Origin of the sequence: Massilia scottii (assembly GCF_030846495.1) — a bacterium.
Classification (GTDB): domain Bacteria; phylum Pseudomonadota; class Gammaproteobacteria; order Burkholderiales; family Burkholderiaceae_D; genus Telluria_A; species Telluria_A violaceinigra.
In genome coordinates this window covers 358,311-384,858 of record NZ_JAVCWM010000001.1, presented here as the reverse complement: position 1 = coordinate 384,858, position 26,548 = coordinate 358,311, and the positions used below count along the sequence as shown (strand labels likewise).

Sequence of the window (26,548 nt, the reverse complement as noted above, 5' to 3'; positions counted from 1 at the left end):
GGCCATGTCTTCGACCCGTCTGGTGTCCCTGCTGGGGCTTGGCTTTGGCGATTGCGGCAAGGGCCTGTTCACCGATTACCTGTGCCGGCACTGGGGCGCGCATACGGTGGTGCGTTTTAACGGCGGCGCCCAGGCCGGCCACAATGTGGTTCTGCCCGACGGCCGGCATCACACCTTCGCGCAGTTCGGCGCGGGCAGCTTCGTGCCGGGCGTGGTCACCTTGCTGGCCTACCCGGTCATCGTGCATCCGACGGCGCTGCTGGTGGAAGACGCGTACCTGCGCCGCGCCGGGGTGGATGACGCCCTTGCGCGCATCCTGATCGATGGCCGCTGCCGCGTCACCACGCCGTTTCACCAGGCGGCGGGACGCATGCGCGAATTGCAGCGCGGGGTGGCGGCGCACGGCAGCTGCGGGGTCGGCGTGGGCGAGACGGCCGGCCATGGCATCGACCATCCGGACCAGATTGTGCGTTACGCGGACCTGATGCAGCCGGCAGTGGCGCTGGCGAAGCTGGAACTGATGCGCCGCACGCTGCGCGCCGCATTCGGGCAGCGCTGCGCCGAGCCGGCCAGCCAGGATGCCTACGACGCCGAACTGGCGGTGCTGGACGACGCCACGATGGCCACGCGCTGGCTCGAGCGCGTGGCGGAGCTGACACGCCAGGCGCCACCGGCCTCGCATGCGCAGGTGGCGCAGCAGCTGCACCTGCCCGGCTGCGTGCTGTTCGAGGGTGCGCAGGGCGTGCTGCTCGACGAATGGCGCGGCTTTCATCCGCATACGACGTGGAGCAGCATCCATCCGGCGTCGGTGCAGGCGGTGGCCAGGGACGCGGGCCAGCACGCGCGCATCGAACACCTGGGCATCCTGCGTTCGTACATGACGCGCCACGGCAACGGGCCGCTGCCGACCCACGATGCGCGGCTCGATCACTTGCCCGAGCCGCATAATACGTCAGACGGCTGGCAAGGGCGTTTCCGGCGCGGCCATCCCGATGCGCTGCTGCTGCGCTACGCGCTGAAGGTGGCGGGCCCGCTCGACGGCCTGCTGGTCAGTCACCTCGATGTATTCGGACGCGAACGCGCTCTGCGCTGGTGCATCAGCTACGAGGCCGATGCGGCTGACGATGCCTTGTGTACGCGCGACCCGGACTCGGGTCGGATCGGTGCGATCCTGCCCGGCGCCCGACACGATCTGGCGCATCAGGAGCGGCTGGGGCATTTGCTTGCGCGCGCCACCCCGCACTATGCGGGCGAGCGCGTGGCCGACGCCGGGTCGTTCGTGGCGCAGCTCGAAGCGCTGTCGGGTTTGCCGGTCCTGCTGGGTTCGTATGGACCAACTCACGAGACGGTCCGGCAGCACCGCTGAGCCGAACCGGCGTAGCGACAGTGCTTCGCCCCCCCATCAGCGTGGGGTGACGGCTCATCCGCTTAAACGTTGACGCCGAACGAGGATGCCAGAGGACCCAGGCCGCCATTGAAGCCCTGGCCGACCGCGCGGAATTTCCAGTCGCCGGCATGGCGGTAGACTTCGCCGAAAATCATGGCCGCTTCGGTCGAGCCGTCTTCGGACAAATCGAAACGCGCGATTTCCGTGTTGTCGGCCGCATTGATGCAGCGAATGAAAGCATTCGATACCATGCCGAAGTTCTGCTTGCGCGCGGCGGCGTCGTGGATGGTGACGCACACCGAAATTTTCTCGATGTCGGCAGGTATGCGGCTCAGTTCGACGGTGAGGCTTTCGTCATCGCCATCGCCCGCACCGGTGCGGTTGTCGCCGGAGTGCGTCACGCTGCCATCGACGGACTTGAGGTTGTTATAGAAAATCATGTCGGTGTCGGTGCGGACTTTGCCGTCGGCCTTCAACAAGAACACCGAGCCGTCGAGGTCGAATTCGACGCCGCTGGTGGACCGGGCATCCCAGCCCAGACCGATTACCATTTTCGTCAGGCCGGGCGCTTCTTTGCTCAGGTTGACGTTGCCACCCTTGGTCAGACTAATTGCCATCTTAAATTCTCCTGTTTTGATGACTACACGAGCCCTCATTATAGGTGCTCCGCGCGCGGACAGGAGGCGGCCTGAAAAAACACGGGCTGCGGCGAGCCAAACCAGCTTGTGCCGGGCAGACAATGACAGCAACCGCGCCGCCGGCCTTACTGCGCTTTCAGGTAGTCGAGCAGGTCGAGCCGATCTTCCCTGGTCAGCGGCGGCACGGTTTTATCGCCTTTCATGACGGCGACCATGCCGTATTCGTGGCCGGCGTTGCTGTTGCCTGGCAGCCGGGTGTCGAAAGTGAAGCCGTCGTAGCCTTCGCTTCGCATTCCCACTTTGACGGGATCGAATTCGCGCGAGCCGACCTGGAATTTGGCGGGCCGGCATTCGGCCTGCTTGTCGTCGGCCGGGCACTGCGCCGGCAGCAGCAGGTCGTACAGCGTCGGCACCGAACCGTTGTGCAGATACGGCGCCGTGGCCCAGATGCCGTTCAGCGCACGCCCCTTGTAGGCACGCAAGGACGCGTAGGGGGCAATGGTGGTGTCGATCGTGTAGTTGCCCTGCTTGTTTGACGCCTTGATCTCGTTGCCGAAGAAGGCTTTGGCCATGTTGCGCAGCCATTCGGCCCAGCGCTGCACGAACGACTTGTCGGGATCGCGCGTTTCCAGCACGCTGGTGGTGGCTTTGGTAAGCAAGGCGGCGATCGGCGCCTTTTTGTCGAGCAGGATGCTGCCCACGCCCGCGCCGACGTACTGGTTGCGCAAAATGCCGGAGTAGCCCAGGTACTTGACGCTGTTGTCGGCCATGGTGGGATCGGTGCCCACTTCCTCGACCTTCGACATGTAGGCGACGATGCGCCGTTCGGGCGAGCTGCGATCGATGCTGGCGTGGCAGCTGGCGCAGTGGTTATTAAACAGGCGCTCGCCGCGCAGTACCCGCGCTGCGTCAATCGAGGCGGCGCCGAACACGCTGCGTGGCCATTGGGGGGACTGCAGCGACGCCAGGCGGCTCTCGATCAGGCGCAGGTTTTCCACGTTGACGGAGGAGTCGAAGCGGATCGTGCGTTGTTTGAAACCCTGGCCGGCCAGCAGCGAGGACAGCGAATAGGTGTCCGCTTCGTGCCAGTCGAGCGTGCCGAACACGCCGATCACTTCGCCGGCGTTGCGGCCCAGCGGCCCCAGGCCGGCATTGTTGCCGATCCCATTCCACTGCACCACGTCGTGCTGGGGCACGTCCCACAAGAAGGGATAGCTGACGGGCGCGTCGGCCTTGATGAACAGTTCGCGCCTGAGCCAGGCGATGTCGCGCGGCGTCCTGGCAACCCGTGCGATGACCTGGTCGCGCTGGGCCGAGCTGAGGGTGTTCCCGATCCCGGCCAGCGCCTCGGCAACCTGCTCCGGCGTGAAAATGTTGCGCAGCACGGCTTCAAGCTGGCTTCGGTTGAGCAGGTGTTGCAGGGTGCGGTTGTAGATGCGGCCGAATGCATCCAGGCGCGCGTACCCATAGTTGGTGGCGCTGTGGTTGATGATGTTGTAGCTGACCAGGCGCTGGGTGTAGACCCCGACGTCCTTGACGATGTCGTCGGCGCTGGCATACTCGCCGCGCGCCAGCACCGCCTTGACGAAGCGCTCCCGGACCGCCGCATCGTCGCGCACCGCCTGCATTGCCGTGGTCAGGGATGTGAGGAAGCCGACCATATCGGCGCCGCCAGGTCCGCCGTCGATGCGCATGCCCAGCCCGCGGTAGTTGATCTGCGCTGTGTGGCAGGCGGCGCAGGTCAGGCCCACGTAGTTCTTGTTGAGATAGCGGTCCTTGACGAAGCCGACCGGCAGCGCGTCCGGATTGGATGCCGTCGCCCGCTGCGGCAGGTAGCGCAAGCTGTTCATGTGCTCGTTGGCCCGGAACGGGGGCGCTGCGGCCAGGGGCGTTGAGCCAGGCTGTTCGAGCGCCATGAAGAAATCGTAAGGCAGCAGGTTCGAGCCCTGCGTGGTGGTGTAGAACCACAGGCTGTCCTGCGGCCGCCAGTTTTGTTCGAGGTAAGTTACTTTGGTGAAACTGTCGCCGAACACGTCGTGGGCGACGGTGGCGGCGCCGCGTCCAGGGTCGGCGTCCGATGCCTGCTGATGGCGGAACAGCGACAGTGCCAGCGGCGGCACCACGATTACCAGGAGCAGGACGAGCACGATGGCGAGCGGCCAGTGCTTCAATGAGCGGCGAACCATGGTCAAGTACCTCCCGCAGGGTGGGCTTGCGTACCGAAACGACATGCCGTTTCATGGTACGCCCGGCAGGCGGGCGGCACAATCCTATCTGAACGACCAGCTCGAAGAAAATCGGGGCTTGTGCACGAATGCGGTTGAATCAGGCCATTGTTGCCCTGAGGCTTAGCTCCGTCATTCCCGTCAGCACGGAAACCCACTCCCGACCATCATTTCTCGCGGTCGTGCCGCTGACTTGACCTGAGCAAGGTACCGGCGGCGTTGTCCTCGAAGCGGCCGGCTTCTTCTATATAGCCTTGCACGGTGCCGTCGTGGCGCCAGCCGCCCTGGCGTTTGATGTCGCGAAAGTTGGCGCCGGCGCGGTGCGCGCTGGTGGCCATGCCACGCCGCAGGCTGTGGCTCGACAGGTCGGGAACGTAGTCCAGGCCAGCCAGGCGCGCGCATTGTTCGAGGATGGTGTTGACGCTGCCTTCGTGAAGTGCGGCCGCGGACACCTCGCCCCATTTGCTGATCGGGCGGAACAGCGGGCCGCTGGCGATGCCGGCCACGTCCAGCCAGTTGCGCAGCGCCGTGGCCGGGCAGCAGGCGCCGTCACCGTAGGGAATCGCCTTGACGATGCCCTCCCCCATCTGGTCGGTTTTGGAGCGCGGCAGGGTGATGGTCATGCCTTCCGTTTGCAGGCCGATGTGGCTCACCTCGATGGCCACGAGCTCGCTGCGGCGCAATCCTCCGAAAAATCCGATCTGCAGCAGGGCGTTGTCGCGCAAGGCTTTCAGCGTTTCCAGGTTCGCCAGCTGCACAACGATGCGTTCCAGGTCTTCCAGCGGCAGTGCCTTGGCCTTCTTTTTCGGCTTGCCGTTGGTGCGCGTGATGCCGGCCAGGGTTTTGCGGACGGTCGGCGTGGACGCGGGGTCGGCAAAGCCCTGGTGCAGGTGCCACTGCGACAGCGCGGTGAGGCGCAGCGCGAGCGTGCGCGGATTGAGCGAGGCGGCGAACGCCAGCAGGTAGCGAATCATCGTCGGCTCGTCGGCAGGCAGCACGCCGCCCCACGCCAGAAAATGCTTGATGGCGGAGCGGTAGGTGCGGCGCGTGTTTTCCGAGGTGGCCGCGGCGAGGAAAGCGCGGTGCTGCGCGCTCAGTTCGGCATCGAGGGGCGTAACGGCGTTACGCAGCGGCGCGGGAGAGCTTGCGGGCGCGACAGGAACGGAAACGAATTCATCAGACATGGCGAGACGCGGGAAAACGCGATTTGTAACGGGTATTACGCAGCATATCACGGCGGGACGGCGGATAACTCACGATAACAACTCTTATCGCGATCAACAAAAATGAACTGACGAGATGCGCTTTAACGTAATTTAAGATAATATTACGTAACACGTAATACGTTACCTTATTCAGGAGTCCCCAAATGGCACGCGCCGGCATCCTCTATTCCCATGTTGCAGCCGCCGCTGCCGGTCTCGCTGCCGATAACAAGAACCCCACTGTCGACACCGTCCGCGAAGCCCTTGGCGGTACGGGCAGCAAAAGCACCATCGCGCCCATGCTCAAGCGCTGGAAGGAAGAACACCAGCAGGCGCCCTCGCCCGCCACCCCCGGCGTGCCGCCCAGCTTGCTGCAGGCGGTAAAGGGGGTGTATGAGTCGATCAAAACGGATTTCCAGCAGAATCTGGACGTGGAAAAGCTCGCCCACGCGGCCGGGCTCGAGCAGCTCGCCGACGAGTTGCAACAGTCGCGCACGGAACAGGCCGCGTTGGAACAACGTGTGAAGGCACTCGAAAGCGACCTCGCCAGCGCAAACACCACCATTGCGCAGGCCCACCAGGCCAACCACCTGCTGACGGTCGACCTGGCTGGCGCCCGCAGCGAACAGGCTGGCCTGCAGCAGCGCCTTGCCGACCGTGCGGCGGAAGTTGCCTCGCTCAACGCCCAGCTGACGCAGGCGCGCGCCCAGTTCGACCATTACCACGCGGCCACCGCTGCCCAGCGCGCCGAGGAACGGCAAGGGTTTGAACAGCGCGCCGCCCTGGTCGACCGGGAATTGGTGACCTTGCGCCAGCAATTGCTGCACCACAAAGGCCAGGCCGCGCAGCTCGCCGGCCAGCTATCCCAGGCCGGGGCCGAAAACGCCCGCCTGCACCAGGTTGCCGAGGCTGCGCACAGCGAGGCCGCGCGCGAACGCACCGCTTCCGAACGCGCCGCGTTCCAGGTCGCCGCCCTGTCGGCCCAGCTCGACAAGCTGCAGACCCGGCACGATGCCATGCAGGGCGAACTGAGCGACAGCAGGATTGCCCTGGCGGTGCGGGCGCGCGAGGCGGAAATCGCCGCATCGCGCCTCGCCATCGCCGAAAGCGAAGCGCATGCCGGAACGCAGGAAAAACAGACGCTGATGCGTCAACTGACCGTGCTCGAAACCGAGTTGCGCCAGCAGCGCGAGCTGGCCAACCAACAAAGGCAGCAATAGCGGCATTACCCGGCATGCGGCGCGATCAACTGGTAAAAAAAGATTTCCGTGCCGATGCAGTACGATGCAACAAGCACGGCCACGACTTCTTTACGATCTGGCTCCTATGAATTCAGTCGACATACCCTGGCTGAGATCACCGGATGGTCAGCGATGCTGGACTGCACACGACATGGCTAAGCTTCGGGGGCGGCACTGGCCAGCGTGGCCGTTCCCATGATTTAAATATCAGCACTTTTTCGATTAAACGGTGAGCCACCAATCGCGACCTGGTACGACGAGCACGCCGATCCGGGAAAGACCTTCACCATATTTCAACCGCGGATCAACGTCTACCGCACGCCCCAAGCCTATGTGCATTTCAGTTCACCATATGGAGGAACACGTCTTCTTTTCCTCGACGAATATATTGAAAAGGTTCGACGCAAGGACGGAGACGATTGGGAATGGGACCGCCTGATGGAGAAAGCAAGTTGAAGCCATGCCAGTCTCACAGACACAGATGCGCCCAATGGATAATTGGCGATTTCGCATTGTTCCTATAACTTGGCAAGAACTACGAGTACTTTCAACGACGGCAAGTGATCGATGATGGCGCCGCCCCCCTTGGAAGCGGCGTCATCGAAAAGGGCTACTGGTGAACTTTAGTTTCAGGGCGAAAAATCATCTACCGTGGCGGCTGGATGATCGGCGATATGCGCCAGCACGCGACGTCAAAACCCCACACTCAGACCGAGTTCGACTGAGCGTCCGTGACCCGGCAATGGCTGCAGCGCGCCGGCGGCACGCAGCCCGGACAGATACACACCGCCCAGCGGATCGGCGTACGCCTTGTCGAGCAGGTTGCTCACGGCAGCCGTCAACTGGACGTTTTTGCGCATCTGGTAGCTGGTCCGGGCACCCAGCAGCGCATAGCCGGCGGTTTGCGGTTCCAGGCGGCGCGCATCGATCCGCTCCTTGCGCGCCACCAGCTTGCTCTCGATGCCGCTGTTCCAGGCGCCAATGCCGTGTTCCAGTGTCAGCAAGGCGTTGAACGGCATCATGTGATACAGATCGCCGCCGTCCGCGCGCTTGCCGCGCGTATAAGCGGCATTCCCGGCGAACTTCAGTGAGCCCAAGGTGCCGCTGCTCGCCACCGGCATGCTCCACGACAGATTGGCGCCGTACAGCCTGGCGTCGTGATTGGCGAAGCGCAGCAGCGCGCCACGCGCGTTCGCGACCCGGTATGGCGTAAACTGGCCAACTACATCGACGTCGATGTAATCCTGCACCCGGTTGTAATACGGATTGAGCTTGACGAACCAGCCGGACGGGCCGCTGGCGCCGTGCCAGTGCGCGGTAAAGCTCAGCGTGTTCGCCGTTTCCGGTTTCAGGTCGACCTTGCCCACATAGCCGTTGCCGTCGCCGAACCAATTGGTCATCGTCATCGCCATCGTGCCCCGGCCCCAGGAGTAGCGCTCATACAGGTTGGGCGAACGCGTCTTGCGCGCCGCCGCCAGTTCGTACGTGCTGCCCGCGCCGGCCTTGAAGCGGCTCAATGCCGTCAGATCCAGATTGCTGTCGCGCTGGCTGCGTCCGGCCGCATTGAAGGCTGCTGCTGCGGCGGCATCCGCCGCATTCATCATGTTCTTGGCATACGGTTGGACCGCGCCCGCGTCCATGCGCACCGATTCCCAGCGTGCGCCCAACAGCGTAGTCCACTGCGCATCATGGCGGGTTTCGGCTTCGACGAACAGCGCAACCCGGTCGCGCCGGCCGCCGTTGATGTTGATATAGGTGTTCGGGCCCATCATCATCGAACCCGCCACGGCCGGCCAGAAATCGTCCAGCCGGAACCTGTGGAACTCCTGGCCCAAGCGCAGCGTGCTGGCATCGCTCACGGGCAGAGTAGCTTGCAGCGCGTAGCCGGCGTTACGGCCCTCTGTCAACATCGGCATGTTGCCCGGCCGCTCAGGCGAGAAAAAACCCATCTCGTGGTCGGTGCTATGCCAGTAGGCGCTGGCGTCGAGTTCACCCCAGCCGAACCTGCCGGCATAGCCCGCGTTAGCGAACTTGCCGTCGTTGCCCGTCATGTCCATGAACTGGTTGGGAAAACCCTGGTAGGGAATCCGCTGGGTGCCGACGCGCATTGTCAGCTGCTGGTTCCGGTCGCGCACGGCCAGCACGGCCGACTGGTTGATGCTCTCGTACAGGCTGCCCGCCACGCGCCTGCCGTCGCCATCCTCGTAGCTATGACCGTGCGCATAAGCCGCGTTGTAGCCGAAGCTCATGCTGTCGCTGGCGACTGTGGCCGACACCCCCGCGTTAACCGCCTCGCCGTTGCTGCGCCCGCTCAACACCAGCTTGCCGCCGGTGTGCAACGCTTCGCCCGCCTTGGCAAACACGGGCGCCGCCGACTTCACGGTGATGGTGCCGCCGATGCTGTCGCCGCCGGCGCTCACTGGCGTCACGCCGGCCAGCACCTCGATGCGGCTGACCTGGCTGGGGGCGATGTTCGACAGCGGCGCATTCATATGGTTGGCGCAGGCCGAGGTGATTTCCATGCCGTCGATGCGAATCTTGAGGCGGTCGTCACCCAGGCCATTGACGAACGGCAGGCCGGATACGCCGCCGCCCTGCGCCACGCTGTAGCCTGGCGTGGCACTGAGCAGCAGCGCCGTGTCGCCGGCGCCGGAACTGCGCGGCTGCAAGCCCGCGCCGATTGCCGACACGATGACTTTCATATGCGGCGCGAGCTCCTGTACGGCGTCGCTCTGGGCGTGCGCGTTCAGGCCGGCGCCGCCGGCGGCGGCCAGACAGACGGACAGATAAAGCGGTTTCATGGTAATTCCCTGATAAGTGATGTGTTGTGAAGTCAAAAATGCTGATGCAACGGAAAATCGACGAAGCTGGTCACGATGCGGGCCGCAGCGCGGCCAGCATCGATGCATCCGGATTGCGACGACTGCCGCGCGAAATCAGTGCACTGGCTGGGTCAGCGCAATGAGCTGCATCGGAAAGGCCGGCAACGGCGGCAGGCAATGCGAAGCGAAATAGAAGAACGCCAGCGCGACAAAAGCGGCGGCATTAAAGCAGCGCAGCGTGCGCAGGAAGATGGCCAGGCTTGCTCGCGCGGCAAAAATCGATGGATTCATGGAATGCTCGTCAAACAGGTTTCAGATGGCCGCGACAAGGCGGCAGCGTGCACCGGCGGGCCGGGCTGTAACTGGATGTGTGGCCGCGCGGACGCACGCGTGTGCGCCGCAGCGGTCGGTCAGACGAGGTTGGGAGGCGCGCGCGGATTGGCCGTGGACCAGGCATGCAGGGATCGGGGTGCTGAGTAGAACAGCGGCGGATAAACATCGCGCACGGCATCGAACGCCAGCCTTTCGGGCAGGGTGCCGCTCAAGCCGAGCGAGCCGCCGTGCGTGAGACAGAATGCGCAATGCTCCATGCCGTGCTGTGCCGACCCCGGCGTCTTGCTGGCGTCGGTGTCACCGACCTTGACCAGCTTGTAGCCATTGGCGGTACAGATTTCCATCGTGCCGGCGGGAGCGCCGGAAGCAGACATCGCACGCGCCATTCCGGGCGCCAGCGTACTGAACAGGATGGCCAGCATGGCGATCCAGATATGCAGTGTTTGTCGCTTTGCAATGTTGATCATGGAGAATATTATAGCCGAAGGAACGCGGATCCACGGCGCCATTTTTGCCGTTCGCGCCTTGATTAATTCGCGAAATGGCAGGCAGGCCATGGGCCATTGAGCGACGCGGTACAATCATCGTCCGTACGGCGGCCGGTGGCCGGTGGCATTTATCCCGAAGGAGTTCCATGTCCGATAGCAAACCGGCATTTCTACCCAAGCGCCGCCAATTCTGCGCCGGGGGCGTCAGTCTTGCGGCACTCGGTTCGCTAAGCCTGAGCGCCTGCGGCGGCGGCGTGGACGCCGCCGGCAGCTCCATCAGCGTCACCGAATCGAAGCGTTCCGATGCGATCCGCCCTGCCGCGCCGCGCCGCTTCGTCCACCCCGGCCTGCTGCACACCGCCGCCGACTTCGAGCGCATGCGCGCCAAAGTCGGCGCCCACGCCGAACCTTGGGCCAGCGGCTGGAAAGCACTCATCGCCAATGGCCGCTCCCAGCTGAACGCCACGCCGCGCCCTCTGAAAACCGTCATCCGCGGCGGCGAGGCACAAAACTTCGCGCAGATGTACATTGACATCGCCCGCGCCTACCAGCTCGCGCTGCGCTGGAAAATCTCCGGCGACGTCGCCTATGCCGAACGCGCCATCGCCTTCCTCAACGCCTGGTCGTCCACGCTCACCACCATCAGCGGCAACGCCGACCGCTTCCTCGCGGCCGGCATCTACGGCTACCAGTTCGCCAATGCCGCCGAAATCATGCGCACCTATGCCGGCTGGGCGCCGGCCGATTTTGCGCGCTTCCAGCACATGATGCTCACCGTGTTCTATCCGCTCAACCACCAGTTCCTGATCCAGCATAACGGCGCCGAGATCACCAACTACTGGGCCGCCTGGGACCAGTGCACCCTGGCATCCATCCTCGCCATCGGCGTGCTGTGCGACCGCGAAGACCTGTACAACGAGGCGCTGAAGTACTACATGACGGGCCCCGGCAATGGCGCCAGCTCCCAGGCTGTTTATCATATCCACCCCGGCCACCTCGGCCAGTGGCAGGAAAGTGGCCGCGACCAGGGCCATGCCACGCTCGGCATCGGCCTGGCCGGCGTGTTCTGCGAAATGGCGTGGAACCAGGGCGACGACATGTACGGCTACGACAACAACCGCTTCCTGGCCGGCGCCGAATACGTCGCCAAATCCAACCTGCGCGATGCCGCCGGCGCCTTCCATCCGGTGCCCTACACGCCTTACCGGAACATCAACGCCTACCAGCCAGTCTTGTCGCCCGAGTCGCAGGGAATCCGCCGCCCCGTATGGGAAATGGTGCACCAGCACTACGTCAACCGGCGTGGCCTGGCCGCCCCCTACACCGGCGCGCAAGCGCTGCAAACGCGCCCCGAAGGCGATGGCGGCAACGGCGACCAGCTTGGTTTCGGCACCCTGACGTTTACCCGCGAACCCATGAGCGGCAGCGTCCCGAGCGGCCTGACGGCGCGTCTTGCTGCGGGAAAGGTCGTTCTCAGCTGGTGGGGCTGCGCCCACGCCGGCAGCTACACCGTCAAGCGCGCCACTGCCCTGGGCGGTCCGTACAAGGTGCTGGCGAGCGGCATCAGCGACCTGCTTAGTTACTCCGATGCGGCCATGCCGGCCGGCGCCTTTTACTACGTGGTGACAGCGCATATCGCCGGCAAGGAAAGCGCGCCCTCCGCCGCAGTGCGCGTCGTCACGGGACTGACGCCGCACACGCGCCTGCGAATGGACGAAGCGTCAGGTACGGTCGCGGCGGACGCCAGCGGCAATCGCCACGCCGGCACCCTGGCCAGGGGCGCCACGTGGACGACAGGCCGTACCGGCAACGCAGTCGCGTTCGACGGGGTGGCTGGCCATGTCAGCCTGCCCCACAACCTCGTTGCGGACCTGGCCGACTTCACCGTGGCCACCTGGGTGTACCTGAATGCGTCCACGCCGTGGTCGCGCGTGTTCGACTTCGGCAGCGGACCGGGGCACTACATGATGCTCACGCCGCGCAACAACAAGGGCGTGGTCCGCTTCGGCATCACCACCAACTTCCCCGCCGGCGAACAAGGCATTTCCGGCAACGCGGCACTGCCCGTGGGGCAGTGGGCGCACGTGGCGGTTACCTTATCCGGCAGTATGGGGATCTTGTACGTCAACGGCGTCGAAGTGGGCCGCAACAGCGCCCTGGCGCTGGCGCCGTTCCGTCTTGGACCGACCAACCAGAACTGGCTCGGCCGCTCGCAATTTCCGACCGATCCATGGTTGAACGGTAAAATCGACGATTTCCGCCTCTTTCACGGCGCCCTCAGCGCCGCCGAACTGGCCGCGCTGGTGCGCACCTGATTTCGCCATCGTCGTTCCCGCGCCGGCGGGAACCCAAGTTTATTCGCCTACCCGATGACTCCACACCACCCGCTCACCAGCCAGCACATCGACATCTGGCTGATGTTCTACCAGACCATCACCGGCCCCGAACTGCAGGCCGCCCTGCTAGAACTGCTCAACGACACCGAGCGTCAGCAGCAAATCCGCTTCTACCGTCCGGACGACCGCCTGCGCTACCTGGCCACGCGCGCGCTGGTGCGCACCACCCTCTCGCGCTACGCCCCGGTGGCTCCGGCCGACTGGACCTTCATCCCCAACGACTACGGACGCCCCGCCATCAGCAACGCGCACGCCGAAGCCCGTTCGCTCAATTTCAATGTCTCGCACACGCGCGGCCTGATCGCGCTGGCCGTCACGCGCGACCGCGTGCTGGGCGTCGACGTCGAAAACCTCGCTACGCGCCAGGTGTCCGCGGGCATCGCCGAGCACTCTTTCGCGCCGGCCGAGGTGGCGGAACTGGCCACCGTGCCGGAACAGCGGCGCCAGGCCCGCTTCTTTGAATACTGGACCTTCAAGGAAGCCTACATCAAGGCACGCGGCATGGGATTATCGATTCCGCTCGACCGCTTCAGCTTCCGTTTTCCCGACGAGCGCAGCGTCGCCCTTGCCGTCGACCCGGAATTGGGCGATGAGGCCGCGCGCTGGCGCTTCTGGCAAATCCAGCCCACGCCCGACCACCTGCTCGCGCTGTGCGCCGAACGTCTCGACGGCGCCGTGCCGTCGTTGACCGTGCGCAGCGTCATGCCAACCGTATCCGAGACGCCTTTCGCATGGACCCTGCTGAAACGTTCGCCATGACGACTTCGCCCGACCCGATCGATGCGCTCAGAGAGCAATTCCAGTCCGAAGACGGCTTTCTGGCCGAACTGCGCTGCTTCGCCCGCTGGAACAAGCCCGCATTTGCGCGCCTCGTCGGCGCCATGCAGTGCTATCTGGAGAGCGCCGACCACGGCGAACGTCTTGAGCGCTGGATCGCCGAAGGCTTCTGGCTACACGACAATATGGTCAGGGAACTCTCGTCGTCACCGGCATTTCGCAACGAGTTAGGCCAGGACTACCTCGATGCCGCGTACCAGCGACTGAGCGAACTGGCCTACTGGTTCTTTATCGGCGAATCGATCTGTCAGGACGATTCCGGGCTGGGCTATATTCCGACGGAATAGCGGCTGGGCGCCAACGCGATCCGCGCTGCAACCATCACCCGATCCGGCGATGCCGGTTTAATTGCCGATTTGTCGTCAACCGTCGCGTCGCGCTGAGGCTCGGTGTTGGCTCTCACGTCGACTTGAGAGAATTGCCCTTCGGCCAATCAATTGCCACAAATCCACTCCGATTTCCCTCGGCACATAACGCGCAATGTATGAAATTTATATCAATCTTATCACATTTGATATATTATTGCCGCGGCTGTTAAAAGTTGCTATCGCTACTATTTAAATGCTAAATCTTCTTTAAACAAGTATTTATTAATCGGACACCCGGGAGTACGTATGACGATATATTTTCGTTCACCTAAGCAGGCAAGCAAGTTCATAGGAAAGCTCTTACTGCTTTCTATCGGGTCGATTGCAGCAATGTCGGCAGCTCAAGCCGCGACCAGTCTCAAACTGACCAATCCGAAGTTCACGACAAACCCGATAGGCGTGTCGGGCTGGATGGTTCCCAATACGCAGTTGGTCACATGGTCCGCCACCGGCGGATACGAAAATTCAGGCGCCATAAAACTGGCTGACCCGGGCGCCAATGTCGCGGCGGCATTCGAAAGTGAGCGGGTTTCTGTAACGGCGGGAACACAAATCGATCTCTCCGCCCTGATAAAACTGGAGAACACCGCCAGCCCTGGAAGCGTTATGCTGGGCATTAAGTTCTATGCCGGTACCACGCTGTTACCTGATCCAAGGTCGATGGGTGCTGTCGGCAATAACGATCAATGGTTGCCGACATCGCTTTCCGTTATTGCTCCGGCAGGTGCGACACATGCGTCGGTTCTGCTGTTTACCGCAAATGCGGCGGCTGCAACCGCATACTTCGACAATATCAGCTTCACTACTCCCGATATTCAGGACAAAGGAGATCAGATAACACGCTCTCTCGTTTCTGCTGCGGCATTTGACGGTGATTTCTTGTATGTGGGCGCAACTGGCCATCCAGCGAAATTCATTGCATACAACGTTAACGATGGAAAGAGCCGCTATGAAATTGAATTTCCGCAACCCGAAGAAGTATTGAGCGTCGCTGTTGCGGCTGACCATGAGGTGTATGTAGGAACTGCCTCCGGTCGGCTTTACCACCATATTCCCGGACTTAAAAATATCAAACTCGTCGGGAAATCTGATTCCGGAGCAATTGCGATACTGAGGCCAAGTTCGAATGGGATGATCTATGGAGGCGGATCGACGAGTACGACTGCGTTCACTTACAACACACACGATGGTAGACTTACCCCGCTCACGGGTCCGGTAGACGTGGCGACGAATGTGCATGCGCTTGCGGTTGATACAACCAACGAAAAACTATATTGGGGACTTGGAATACCTGCAGCTGTGTATCAGACTGATTTGGCCGGAAATAACCCGAAAAACTTACTTTACGGCATTACGAAAGGTGGAAACTGGGATTATGCTTACCACACTGACTATGTGGGCGGAAAATTATTCGCACGAATAACGGGCAGCGGTCTCAATCAAACACTGGTGCTGGATCCGGCCCTGCCAACTCCTACCCCGCCGATAATCAATCAAATTAATTCATATGGGATCAGCGGGCTTGCGCCCAACGGGAAATTGGTCTTTTACACCAAGCCAGATCCAGAGCATATAAACAAAGCTTCACATTTATACTCATACAATATTGCAACCAATACAGAAAATAAACTAACCCCGATGAGCCAAAGTGCGGCATTCATGTTTCCCAATGCTGACGAAGTGATAGCATGTGTGCGTGAGGGCTCTCCAGGGCATGGTGTTATCGTGAAGTACAATTATACGGCCAAGACTTCCGTAACTACCAATTTTGTAAGTCCGGTGGTTGCGACAGGCCTCAGGACATTGACTGTTGGGCCGGGTCTTAATCCTAAAGTGTACACCGGTGGCTTTCTTAATGGTGGTATCGGCACATACGATCCCGCCGCAACACCTACCGTAAAATTTACGGATGAAAAGGGCCAGCCAGAAGGTCTCGCGGTATTAAACAACAAGTTATACACCGGATTGTATCAGTATGCCAAAATAAAATCCTATGATATGTTATCAACCGGTCTCGGAAACAGGAAAGACTTATTGGATTTGAGTGGCGATCACAAGCAGGACCGGCCTTTTGCCATGTTGGCCATCCCCGCACCTGTGAATAAGCTTGTGATTGGAACCGTGCCACAAGGTGGCCATCCTAGCGGAACTCTGGCGATTCTTTCGCTTGATGCAGTGTCAGGCCTGCCCGCACCGGTTATCAAAGATAATTTTGTCAAAGGCCAGAGCATTCTGACGCTGACCAATATCAAAAATGTGATTTATGGCGGAACCTCCGCATGGGGGGCTTTTGATGACCTGCCCGGTAAAGATGAAAACGGCAATGCTGAAACCGCAAAATTGTTCATGTTCGATATTTCGGACCCTGCCAAGGCTACATTCATCAATCCGGTAGCGGACAAACAAGCCATCACAACATTGATTAATGTTCAAGGTAAAATCTGGGGATTGGCGGAAGATACGTTGTTTATTTACGATCCGGATAATGCTATTGATCCCATTTCGCGACACGAATTATTTGATTTAAGCTACGCGGCCTGGAAGATTGTGTGGAAGGCAGCCAAGATGGTCGAGGCTAAAAACGGCTATGTGTATATTTCATTTAATGACAACTTGTACCGCGTATTAATAAAAACACCTGAGAAGGCTACCAAGGTTGCGGAGTTGCTTGTCAAGGGCGGTGTCAATTCGGTGGATATTGATGAAACTGGCAACCTGTATTACATATCTGGATCCAAGTTGATCAAATTCGACATGGTAGCTAATCCGTAATAATGTAAGCGCTCCCTGAATCGCAGCCTTGTGGCTTGATTTCGATTTCCGCATGCTTGCCGTTCCAATTTGAACGGCAAGCATGGAATGGAAGGTGATACCGGAATCCGGATGTCACACGTTGGGCATGCCATCAAGACAGCGTTACGGCGAGCGCGTCTGCTCGCTCAGGCCGTACCATCCCGGTTGGGAATCTCCAGCCCTTTCGCCACCGCCGGCCGCCCCATGAAGTTCTGCAGCGCCCGCGTCACATGCGGAAAATCGGCAATGCCAACCAGATCGCCCGCCTCGTAAAATCCAATCAGGTTATTCACCCACGGGAAGATGGCGATGTCCGCGATGGTGTACGTATCTCCCACGATCCACGTGCGCTGTGCCAGCCGTTCATCGAGCACCCCGAGCAGGCGCTTCGATTCGGCCACGTAGCGGTCGCGCGGCCGCTTGTCTTCATACTCCTTGCCAGCGAATTTGTGGAAAAAGCCGAGCTGGCCGAACATCGGTCCGATGCCGCCCATCTGGAACATCAACCACTGAATCGTCTCGTAGCGCCCCGCGGCGTCGGGCGGCAGGAACTGGCCGCTCTTCTCGGCCAGGTAAATCAGGATCGCGCCCGACTCGAACAGCGCCAGCGGTTTGCCGTCGGGGCCATTCGGATCGATGATGGCCGGGATCTTGTTGTTCGGGTTGAGCGACATGAATTCCGGCGTCAGCTGGTCGTTGTGATCGAAGCGCACCAGATGCGGCTCGTAGGCCAGCCCGGTTTCTTCCAGCATGATGGATACCTTCACGCCGTTCGGCGTCGGCAGCGAATAGAGCTGGATGCGCTCGGGGTGCCGGGCAGGCCATTTTTTCGTGATCGGGAATGTCGACAGGTCGTCCATGGCAGTATCCTTTAAAGCGTGTCAAAGTGATCTGACAACATAGCAGAAATTTCAAGCTTGCTGTTTTTGCGCCCTCCCCGCGCGCCATGCAATGGCCAGCGCGGCCGCCAGCAGCACGGCGGCAAGCGCGAACGTTCGGTGCATGCCTGCCGCCGCCGCATCCGGCGCCGTCGTGGCGGCCGCCGAGCCGAACGCAAACACCGCGCCCATGAGCGACGCACCGGTGACCAACCCCAGATTACGCGCCAGATTGAGCATGCCCGATACCACGCCGCGCTGATCGGCGCCTGCATCGGCCATCAGCGCCGTATTGTTCGCCGCCTGGAACAGCGCATACCCGATGGTGATGACGATCAGCGGCCCAAGGTAGCCGGGCACGCCCACCGATGCCGGCAGCACTGCCAATGGCAGCGTCCCCGCCAGCATCAGCATCAACCCGGCGATGGTGACGCCCGGGGTCCCGGCGCGATCCACGATCCGCCCCGCCGGCATGCCGCACAGCGCCGATACCAGCGGCCCCGCCGACAAGACCATGCCGACGGCGGCCGGCGCCAGTGCGAGCGCGCGCGCCAGATAGAACGGCCCCACGATCAAGGTCGCCATCATCACCGTCGACACCAGCGTCGTGGTGCCAAGGCGCGCACCGAGGAGCCGGTCGCGCAGCAGCGCCAGCGGAATCAGCGGCGACGCGGCCCTCGATTCGGCCAGCATGAACAGGCCCGTTCCCGCCGCTGCGGCGAGCAGCAAGCCCAGATTGACTGCCCCGAACCTGCCGCCGCCCGCCGTCATGGCCAGCGCATACGCACCAAGCGTCACCGCCAGCAGGAACGTGCCCACATGGTCGAACACCGCCGGCCGCCGAACGTCCCCGGGCAGCGCGCGATACGCCAGCAGCAAGGTAAGCATCCCCAGCGGCACATTGATCAGGAACAGCGCGCGCCAGCCAACCGCCGCGATCAGCAGGCCGCCGAGCGACGGTCCGAGCGCGGTGCCGATGGCGGACATCGTTCCCAACAGTCCCATCACGCTTCCGGTGCCATCTTTTGGCGCGGCTTCGGTAACGAAGCTCATGGTCAGCGCCATCATCACCGCCGCGCCCAGTCCCTGCAACGCGCGCGCGGCGATCAGCCAGGGCAGCGCCGTCGCCATGCCGCACAAGGCCGATGCCGCCGTGAACAGGGCGATCCCGGCCAGCAGCAGCCGGCGCCGACCCGCGAGGTCGCCGAGCCGTCCGGCGCCGACAATGACCGTGGTAATCGCCAGCAGGTAGGCCAGCACGACCCACTGCACCTGTGCGAACGTGGCGCCGAACGCCTGCGCGAGCGTCGGCAAGCCCACATTGGCGATGCTGGTGCCGAGCGACGACAGCAGCATCGACAGCGACAGCGCGGCCAGCGTCCAGCGCCGCTGCGCAGCCGGCCGCGGGCTCACTGAAGCAGCCACACCGCTTCCGTCGCCGGAAAACGGCCCTTGAAGCCGCCGGCCACGTCGGTTTTGGTCAACAAGGTCAACGCATACGCGTGGCCGTAGCGCTGCGTCACTTCGTCATCGCCGATGGAAAACGGCGGCCCGTCCATCAGGGACTGGTCGTACTGGTAGCAAATCAGCAGTTGCGGCGCGCGCCCCGCCAGTTGCGTCAGATGGGTGGCGTAACGCGCGCGCATCGCTTGCGGCAGCGCCACGAAAGCCGCGCGGTCGTACACCGCGTCGACCGGGCCGAGCGTCTCGCCATCCAGGCAAAAAATATCGCCGACAAAAATATCGATATTCCGCGCGCGGTAGTGAAGCAGTTCTCCCGTCTGATGGACCTCTGGCGTCAGGCCCAGATCGGCAAACAGCTGGTCGACGGCGATCCGGCTCAACTCGGCGCCCGCCACGCGAAAGCCTTCGGACAGCAGCCAATGCAGATCGAGCGATTTGCCGCACAAAGGCACGAACACCCGGCTGCCAGGGGCCAGATTCAGCCGGCCGATATGCGCCACCATGAGCGGACTGGCCGCCCGCTCATGAAAACCGATCTCGTTGATTGCCCACTTGCGATGCCAAAAGTCCCTGTCCATAGCTGTCCTTGTCTGATCATGCCGAGCGTCGGCACCCAAACCCAGTCTAGCCGCTTGGACAACATGGCGGAAGACGCACGGCTTGCACTATATCGTTGCGCTTGACGCCACTCAACTGACATGTATATAGCCAAAAGCTATCGTATCGATATTTACAATTGCGTATACATATCGCCTCGATTTCCTTATTGTTTAAACACATTTACAAAAAAAGGAATCAAAATGATTAACACAACCCAGCTGCGCACTTCCGGAGAACGCCGCGCGGCACGCTCTGCTGTGGCATTCGCCATTGCAGCACTGTTCTCCCCGTTTACCTCGGCGGCGCCGCAGCTCACCCGCGACAACGGCGCACCGGTGGGCGACAACCAGAACTCGCAGACGGCCGGCCAGAACGGCCCGACCCTGCTGCAAGACGTTCACCTGCTGCAAAAACTGCAACGTTTCGACCGCGAGAAGATTCCTGATCGTGTCGTTCATGCGCGCGGCACCGGCGCGCACGGCGTCTTCGTCGCCAGCGGCGATGTGTCGGGGTTAACCCGGGCCAAAGTATTTGCCAAAGGCACCGAAACACCGGTATTCGTGCGCTTCTCGACGGTGATCCACGGCAGCCACTCGCCCGAAACCCTGCGCGACCCGCGGGGTTTTGCCACCAAGTTCTACACCAGCGAAGGCAACTGGGATCTGGTCGGCAATAACCTGCCGATCTTCTTCATCCGCGACGCCGTCAAGTTCCCGGACATGGTCCACTCGCTCAAGCCTGCGCCCGAGACCAATGTGCAAGACCCGAACCGTTTCTTCGACTTCTTCTCGCACCAGCCGGAATCGACCCACATGCTGACCCAGGTGTACTCCGACCTCGGCACGCCGAAAGGCTACCGCTTCATGGACGGCAACAGCGTGCACGCTTATAAATTCGTCAACGCCGCCGGCACGGTCAACTACGTCAAATTCCACTGGAAATCGCTGCAAGGCATCCAGAGCCTGACCGGCCCCGAAGCATCGGCCGTGCAGGGCAAGGATTTCAATCACGCCAGCAACGACCTGATCAACGCCATCAAGCGCAAGGAATTTCCGCGCTGGGAACTGTATGTGCAAGTGCTCAAGCCGTCGGAACTGGGCAGGTTCGACTTTGACGCGCTCGACGCCACCAAAATCTGGACTGGCGTGCCGGAAACCAAGCTCGGCACGATGACCCTGAACCGCAACCCGGCCAACATCTTCCAGGAAACCGAGCAAAGCGCCTTTGCGCCATCGAACCTGGTACCCGGCATCGAGCCGTCCGAAGACAAGCTGCTGCAAGGCCGCGTGTTTTCGTACGCCGACACCCAGATGTACCGCCTCGGCCCGAATGCCCTGCAATTGCCGATCAACCAGCCGCGCGTGGCGGCAGTGAATCACCACCAGGATGGCGCGATGAATGCCGGCAAGCGCACCGGCAATATCAACTACGAGCCGAGCCGCCAGTCGCCGCTGGCGGTCAACGCCGACTTCAAGCCGAGCCAGCTTCCCCTCTCGGGCAGCACAGTGCAGCAGCGCATCACCAAGACGCTGAACTTCCGCCAGGCGGGCGAGTTCTACCGCTCCTTGCCTGCGCAGCAGCAGCAGAACCTGGTGGCCAACCTGGCCGGCGATCTTGGACAGGTCAAGGATGAGGAAGTGCGCTACACGATGCTGTCGCACTTCTACAAGGCCGATGCCGCCTACGGAACGGCGCTCGCCGCCGCGCTGAACGACAAGGTCGCGCAAGTTGCCTCGCGCGCCGCAGCCCTGGCCGACTGATGAGAAAACGGCCGCCTGCGGGCGGCCGTTTGGGAGACTGCCATGAAATACCTGATCACAATTGCCGCGCTCGCCATGGCGCAACTGGCGCACGCGGCCCCGCCTGATCCGGCGCGCCTGGCCGACCAGCTCAAAGGCTATTACTTCGACGCGGCCCGGCGTGGCGATGTTGCGATGCTCAAGGAATTCACCAGCGCGGCCTACGACCTGAACACGCGCGACGAGAAAGGCTACACCGGGCTGATCCTGGCCGCCTACCATGGCCAGGGCGCCGCGGTGGACCTGCTCGTTGGCGCCGGCGCCGACCCGTGCGCGGGCGACAAGCGCGGCAACACGGCGCTGATGGGAGCGATTTTCAAAGGCGAGCTGCGCATTGCGCGCCGCCTGGCCGATACCGCCTGCCAGCCGAACCAGCGCAATCATGCCGGGCAGACGGCGGCAATGTACGCGGCCTTGTTCCAGCGTAGCGAGATCCTGCAAGCCCTGGTCGAGCGCGGCGCGGACATGAAAGCGGCCGATGGCGCAGGCAACACCCCCGCCAGCCTCGCCCGCGGCGAATTCCGGCAGGCGCAGCGCCAACCCTGACAACGGGCGGAGCCGGCGGCGAACGTCGGGGCGCGCCAGCGGCAGAAACCCCATCTGGCCGCCGTATTCACATGGCGCGCTACGCACCCGGTGACGCCATAATCGTGCGTCTGACGCCACGCCAGGCGCAAATTGCGTTATCGTAAGCGCATGTCCCTGCCCGACCTGAACCTGCTCATTACCCTTGACGTATTGCTCGCCGAAGGCAGCGTCGCCCGTGCGGCGCGCCGTTTGCATCTCAGCCCCTCGGCCATGAGCCGCGCGCTGGCCCGCCTGCGCGACGCCACCGGCGACCCGCTGCTGGTGCGGGCCGGGCGCGGCCTGGTGCCCACGCCGCGCGCGATCGCACTGCGCGAACAGGTCAGCCAGCTGGTGCACGATAGCGTCGCTGTACTGCGCCCCGTCGACAAGCTCGACCTGCCCCAGCTCGCACGCACCTTCACGATCCGCACGCGCGAAGGCTTCGTCGAAAATTTCGGTGCGGAACTCATCACGCGCCTGCGCGCCGAGGCGCCCGGCGTGCGCCTGCATTTTCTGCCCAAGCCGGACAAGGACAGCACGGGTTTGCGCGACGGCAGTATCGACCTCGAAACGGGCGTCATCGGCAAGTCCACCGGCCCCGAAGTGCGTACCCAGGCCCTGTTCCGTGACCGCTTCGTCGGCGTGGTGCGGGCCGGCCATGCCTTGGCCGAAGGCGATCTCACGCCGGCGCGCTATGCGGCGGGCGAGCACATCGGCATAGCGCGCGAGGGGATGGAAAAAGGCCCGGTCGATGACGCCTTGCTGCCGCTGGCCCTGGAACGCACCATCGTCACCACGGCTGCCGGCTTTTCCCAGGCGCTGGCGCTGGCATGGGGAAGCGACCTGGTCGCCACCGTCCCGGAACGCCACACCGGCCGCCTGCGCAGCGGCATGCACAGCTTCGCCCTGCCCTTCCCCGTGCCCGAATTCACCGTGTCAATGCTCTGGCATCCCCGGCTCGACGCCGATCCCGCCCACCGCTGGCTGCGCACCCATGTACGGGCGGTCTGCTGCCAATCCGCTACGGTCGGACATGCATGACCTTGATGGGCGACGCACTTACGCAAGCGCCGTCATTCCTGCCATTGGCAGAAATGACTTCCCGCGCAGGCGGGAATCCAATTCCGTAGCGCAGTTGCAGGCGACTCATTGAACTTGGATTCCCGCCTGCGCCGGGCCTTTGCCAGCCGGGCCTGATTCCTGGTCTTGGGCGCTGCGGCCGGCGAGCGAAAAAAAACCGCCGGCGCATCACGCGGGCGGGTTGCTATCTACTCAACGGCGGCAGCTTAACGCAGGTTCAGCGCCTCGGCCAGCGACCATTTGAGCGGTGTTCCGCTGGCATCGGTGATGGTGGTCAGGTCGCCGATGATGCGGCCTTGCATGCTGTCCGGCAGGCGCACGAAGTTGGCATTGCCGACAATCGCGTCACCATTCGCGAAACCCCAGGCAAAGAACTTCAGGGCGGCAATCGTCTTTTCAGGATTGTTGGTCGCCTGGGCCGCCACAATAAAGGTGCCCGACGTGATCGGCCAGGTGGCCGGACCGACGCGGTCGGTCAGCATTTCTTCATACTTGGCCTGGGCAACCCACGGGCTGTTCAGCAGCGCGGCCGTAAAGCCCTCCGCGCCCGGCGCAACCACCTTGCCGTCACGGTTTTTCAGGCGCGTGTAGGTCAGCTTGTCCTGCATTACGTATTGATAATCCACGTACGCAATCGCGCCCGGGGTCTGCTTGAGCGCGTTGACCGCACCGTTGCTGCCGTTCACCTGAGTGACGCCATTCGCCCAGGCAACCGTGAAGTTGCGGCCGTAAGCCTGTTTCCACGCGGGGCTGACCTTGCTCAGATAATCGCTGAAGTTGTACGTGGTGCCCGAACCATCCTGGCGCGCGATCACGGCGATAGGCAGATCCGGCAAGGCCACGCCCGGGTTGGCGGCGGTCAGCTTGGGATCGTTCCATTTAGTAATCTTGCGCGAGAAAATGTCGGCCAGCAGTTCGCCGGTCAGTTGCACTTCGCCGCGCTTGAGGCCGGGAAGATTAACTACCGGTACCACGCCCGAGACCGCGCTCGGGAAGCAGATCAACTTGCCGGCCTTGAGATCGGCCTGGGACGGAGCGATGTCGGTGGCGCCGAATTCAACGGTTTTGGCCTTGGCTTGCTTGAGACCTTCGCTCGAACCGCTCGGCTGATAAGTGAGCTTGACGTTCTGCGATTTGCCGTAGACGTCGGCAAGTTTGACGTACAGCGGCTGCGCTGCGGACGAACCGGCACCGCTGATATCGATGGCGTGGGCCGCGAATGCGGAGAGAAGCAGTGTCAGGGTGACAGTAGTTTTAACAGCAGAGAACATAAATCCCAGGGGTCTTAAAGTAATCGGAACCGCGCCGGCTGCGGGGCAGCCAGGAAACGAACAACCGACGATGGTAGCAGGACTACAACATTGCGGCAATGCGTGTAAATACGTATTTTGGACCTAAATTCATGGTCTTTTGCTATTTGCAGCGAACTTATGGTCGTTGCATATGATTCATTCTTTATGCATGGACATCGATCCCGCTTCAGCGCATGTGGCCTGCTGCTGTTACAATCCGGCGATGCGACGCCTGCTGATTATTCTCTTGCTGTTTGTCTTTCCGCTCCAGGTGAGCTGGGCGGCGGCGAGCGCCTATTGTGGGCATGAACCTGCCGCAACCGTCGCCCATCCGGGCCACCATCAGCATGCGCCGGACAACCACGCCGCCCCGGACGACTCTCCCTTCGGTTTCGACATCGACTGCGGCGACTGCCATTTCACCAGTGTTGGCATCACCAGCACCCTCGGCGATAGCAATATGCCGCCACCCACGTCGTACGCCGATGCAGCCGACGCGGTTTGCCTGACGACGCTGCGGCCGGCCCGCCCCGAACGTCCCAAATGGCAACGCGCCGCCTGATCCGGCTGCCGCTGCCGCTTTCCTGATATCCGCTTACCGCGGTTCATCACTGCCGTAAACAACACGCACAGCGCTAGCGCGCCTCGCCGGATTCCCTTGTCATTTTAATCAGGAGAATTCGATGTACAAACTCGTCTTGCCACTGGCTATTGCCGTGGCGTGGCCCTGCCATACGCAGGCCCAGAACCTGACTGCGCCCGCATTGACCGGGGCGTCAGCAGTTACCCAACAAAACCCAGGCTCGTCATTGAGCTCGGGCGTGCAGAATCCGGCGCGTGACCCCGCCGAGCGCCGTCCTGGCGCGGGTACCACGGAGCAACCGTTGCCGGATCTGCCGAACGACGCCAGCATTCCACCGGCACCAGCGAACGCCGGGCGGGCGTTTGCCGATGCCGCAAACATTGCCGCTCCTCTGTCCCTGGCTGGCGCGCTGTCGCGCGTCCTGCAAGCGAACACCGACCTGCGCGCGGGCATTCTGGAAATCGACGCCCAGTCCGGCGCCGTCATGCAGGCCGGCGTCGCGCCTAATCCGGAACTGTCCACCCTGGTCGAAGATGCGCGCGAATCGACCCGCACCACGACGGTCCAGCTGAACGTGCCGATTGAACTCGGCGGCAAGCGCACGGCGCGCGTCAACGCCGCCCAACTCGGCCACGACGCCGCCGGCGCCGACCTGGCCGTCAAACGCAATGCCGTGCTCGCCGCAACCCGCGCCGCCTTCTACGACCTGCTCGCCGCCCAGCAACGGCAGCACATCGCCGGCGAATCGCTCACCCTCGCCATCGGCGCGCTCGCTGTTGCGGCCAAGCGCGTCCTGGCCGGCAAGAACTCGCCGGTCGATGAAACGCGCGCCCGCATCGCCGCCTCCAGCGTCAAGGTCGACCTGGCCCAGGCAGCCGGCGAACTGGCCGGTACAAAAAGCCGCCTTGCCGCGCTCTGGGGCGGGACCGGGCGCGACATCGGCCGCGCCGATGGCCACCTCGACCGGCTGCCCGCGCAAGCTTCCCTGCCCCATCTCATGGAGCAACTCAAGGCCGCACCGGCGTTGCGGCTTGCGCGGACCGAACTGGCGCGCCGCCAGGCCCTGTCGCAGGTCGAACGTGCCGGCCGCGTGCCCGACCTTACCCTCAGCATCGGCGCCAAGCGCGACCAGCAAGCGGGCCGCAACCAGGCTGTTTTTGGCCTGGCCATTCCCCTGCCCCTGTTCGACCGCAACCAGGGCAAGCTGCACGAAGCGCTGCGACGCAGCGAAAAAGCCCGCGCCGAACTCGATGGCGCCCGCGCGCGCCTGACCAACGAGCTGGCGCAGGCCCACGAAGCGCTGACCGTCGCCCGTGAACAGGCCCAGCTGCTGAACGACGATATCGTGCCCGGTGCGCAAAGCGCCTACGAGGCTGCCCGTACCGGTTTCGAGTACGGCAAGTTCAATTTCATCGATGTGATCGACGCCCAGCGAACCTTGCTGCAAGCCCGCACCCAGCACCTGCGCGCCCTGGCGGACGCCCATCGCGCCGCTGCCGACATCGACAGCATCCTCGGCGCCCCCGGTGCCACCCAGACAGTGGAGTAATGC

The 26,548-nt window shown here is 62.7% G+C and carries 21 protein-coding genes; 11 read left to right on the top strand and 10 right to left on the bottom strand.

The features are described 5' to 3' along the window. The first annotated feature begins 4 nt into the window (after window positions 1–4). A complete protein-coding gene (locus RBA41_RS01665) occupies window positions 5–1,366 on the top strand; it encodes an adenylosuccinate synthetase (RefSeq protein ID WP_306620347.1) in 1,362 nt (453 codons plus the stop codon). 62 nt (window positions 1,367–1,428) lie between these two features. Here RBA41_RS01665 and RBA41_RS01660 read toward each other — a convergent pair whose 3' ends face one another. From RBA41_RS01660 to RBA41_RS01650, 3 genes are all read right to left on the bottom strand, one after another. Then, complete coding sequence (locus RBA41_RS01660; RefSeq protein ID WP_306620345.1) at window positions 1,429–2,004, bottom strand: TerD family protein; 576 nt, start codon at window positions 2,002–2,004, stop codon at window positions 1,429–1,431. 146 nt (window positions 2,005–2,150) lie between these two features. Next, a complete protein-coding gene (locus RBA41_RS01655) occupies window positions 2,151–4,211 on the bottom strand; it encodes a di-heme-cytochrome C peroxidase (protein ID WP_306620343.1) in 2,061 nt (686 codons plus the stop codon). A 206-nt stretch (window positions 4,212–4,417) separates the two neighbouring features. Next, window positions 4,418–5,434 carry a site-specific integrase gene (locus tag RBA41_RS01650; RefSeq protein WP_306620341.1) on the bottom strand — a complete coding sequence of 339 codons (1,017 nt, stop codon included), beginning with the start codon at window positions 5,432–5,434 and terminating at the stop codon, window positions 4,418–4,420. A gap of 185 nt (window positions 5,435–5,619) precedes the next feature. On the opposite strand from RBA41_RS01650, the gene RBA41_RS01645 reads away from it, so the two are divergent. Next, complete coding sequence (locus RBA41_RS01645; RefSeq protein WP_306620339.1) at window positions 5,620–6,675, top strand: DNA-binding protein; 1,056 nt, start codon at window positions 5,620–5,622, stop codon at window positions 6,673–6,675. 713 nt (window positions 6,676–7,388) lie between these two features. Here the strand turns inward: RBA41_RS01645 and RBA41_RS01640 are convergent. The 3 genes from RBA41_RS01640 to RBA41_RS01630 all read right to left on the bottom strand — a co-directional run bounded on the left by RBA41_RS01640 (window position 7,389) and on the right by RBA41_RS01630 (window position 10,318). Then, window positions 7,389–9,497, bottom strand: a complete 2,109-nt coding sequence (locus tag RBA41_RS01640; protein ID WP_306620337.1) for a TonB-dependent receptor plug domain-containing protein — start codon at window positions 9,495–9,497, stop codon at window positions 7,389–7,391. Window positions 9,498–9,632: 135 nt separating this feature from the next. Then, a complete protein-coding gene (locus RBA41_RS01635; protein ID WP_306620335.1) occupies window positions 9,633–9,809 on the bottom strand; it encodes a hypothetical protein in 177 nt (58 codons plus the stop codon). A 119-nt stretch (window positions 9,810–9,928) separates the two neighbouring features. Further along, window positions 9,929–10,318: a DUF2946 domain-containing protein gene (locus RBA41_RS01630; protein ID WP_306620333.1), complete on the bottom strand. Its 390-nt coding sequence runs from the start codon at window positions 10,316–10,318 to the stop codon at window positions 9,929–9,931. A 167-nt stretch (window positions 10,319–10,485) separates the two neighbouring features. Between RBA41_RS01630 and RBA41_RS01625 the strand changes: the two genes are divergently transcribed. The 4 genes from RBA41_RS01625 (at window position 10,486) to RBA41_RS01610 (ending at window position 16,712) form a co-directional block, all read left to right on the top strand. Beyond that, window positions 10,486–12,654, top strand: coding sequence for a LamG-like jellyroll fold domain-containing protein (locus RBA41_RS01625; protein ID WP_306620331.1), 2,169 nt, complete (start codon window positions 10,486–10,488; stop codon window positions 12,652–12,654). A gap of 54 nt (window positions 12,655–12,708) precedes the next feature. Further along, window positions 12,709–13,494 (top strand): 4'-phosphopantetheinyl transferase family protein, encoded by a 786-nt coding sequence (locus RBA41_RS01620; RefSeq protein ID WP_306620329.1) that lies wholly within the window; start codon window positions 12,709–12,711, stop codon window positions 13,492–13,494. Continuing rightward, window positions 13,491–13,859: a hypothetical protein gene (locus RBA41_RS01615; protein WP_306620326.1), complete on the top strand. Its 369-nt coding sequence runs from the start codon at window positions 13,491–13,493 to the stop codon at window positions 13,857–13,859. Before RBA41_RS01620 ends, RBA41_RS01615 begins: the two co-directional genes overlap by 4 nt. Window positions 13,860–14,186: 327 nt before the next feature. Then, window positions 14,187–16,712: a hypothetical protein gene (locus RBA41_RS01610; RefSeq protein WP_306620324.1), complete on the top strand. Its 2,526-nt coding sequence runs from the start codon at window positions 14,187–14,189 to the stop codon at window positions 16,710–16,712. A gap of 167 nt (window positions 16,713–16,879) precedes the next feature. Here RBA41_RS01610 and RBA41_RS01605 read toward each other — a convergent pair whose 3' ends face one another. From RBA41_RS01605 to tmpT, 3 genes are read right to left on the bottom strand one after another with little or no spacing between them, the layout of a single operon-like run. Then, window positions 16,880–17,593 (bottom strand): glutathione binding-like protein, encoded by a 714-nt coding sequence (locus tag RBA41_RS01605; protein ID WP_306620323.1) that lies wholly within the window; start codon window positions 17,591–17,593, stop codon window positions 16,880–16,882. 51 nt (window positions 17,594–17,644) lie between these two features. Beyond that, the gene (locus RBA41_RS01600; RefSeq protein WP_306620322.1) at window positions 17,645–19,036 is read right to left on the bottom strand and encodes an MFS transporter; all 1,392 of its coding nucleotides are present in this window, start codon (window positions 19,034–19,036) and stop codon (window positions 17,645–17,647) included. Continuing rightward, the gene (tmpT, locus tag RBA41_RS01595) at window positions 19,021–19,692 is read right to left on the bottom strand and encodes a thiopurine S-methyltransferase (RefSeq protein WP_306620320.1); all 672 of its coding nucleotides are present in this window, start codon (window positions 19,690–19,692) and stop codon (window positions 19,021–19,023) included. Before tmpT ends, RBA41_RS01600 begins: the two co-directional genes overlap by 16 nt. 183 nt (window positions 19,693–19,875) lie before the next feature. Here tmpT and RBA41_RS01590 point away from each other — a divergent pair, with 183 nt between their 5' ends. The 3 genes from RBA41_RS01590 to RBA41_RS01580 all read left to right on the top strand — a co-directional run bounded on the left by RBA41_RS01590 (window position 19,876) and on the right by RBA41_RS01580 (window position 23,082). Next, a complete protein-coding gene (locus RBA41_RS01590) occupies window positions 19,876–21,435 on the top strand; it encodes a catalase (RefSeq protein WP_306620318.1) in 1,560 nt (519 codons plus the stop codon). A gap of 42 nt (window positions 21,436–21,477) precedes the next feature. Next, window positions 21,478–22,020 carry an ankyrin repeat domain-containing protein gene (locus RBA41_RS01585; protein ID WP_306620316.1) on the top strand — a complete coding sequence of 181 codons (543 nt, stop codon included), beginning with the start codon at window positions 21,478–21,480 and terminating at the stop codon, window positions 22,018–22,020. 150 nt (window positions 22,021–22,170) lie between these two features. Continuing rightward, a complete protein-coding gene (locus tag RBA41_RS01580; RefSeq protein ID WP_306620313.1) occupies window positions 22,171–23,082 on the top strand; it encodes a LysR family transcriptional regulator in 912 nt (303 codons plus the stop codon). A 245-nt stretch (window positions 23,083–23,327) separates the two neighbouring features. Here the strand turns inward: RBA41_RS01580 and pstS are convergent, their stop codons facing one another. Beyond that, entirely contained in the window at window positions 23,328–24,392 is a 1,065-nt protein-coding gene (pstS, locus tag RBA41_RS01575; RefSeq protein WP_306620311.1) for a phosphate ABC transporter substrate-binding protein PstS, read from the bottom strand. A gap of 190 nt (window positions 24,393–24,582) precedes the next feature. On the opposite strand from pstS, the gene RBA41_RS01570 reads away from it, so the two are divergent. Together RBA41_RS01570 and RBA41_RS01565 are read left to right on the top strand one after the other, a co-directional pair. Next, window positions 24,583–24,975 carry a hypothetical protein gene (locus tag RBA41_RS01570; RefSeq protein WP_306620310.1) on the top strand — a complete coding sequence of 131 codons (393 nt, stop codon included), beginning with the start codon at window positions 24,583–24,585 and terminating at the stop codon, window positions 24,973–24,975. A gap of 322 nt (window positions 24,976–25,297) precedes the next feature. Beyond that, entirely contained in the window at window positions 25,298–26,545 is a 1,248-nt protein-coding gene (locus tag RBA41_RS01565) for a TolC family protein (RefSeq protein ID WP_306620308.1), read from the top strand. Window positions 26,546–26,548: the final 3 nt, after the last annotated feature.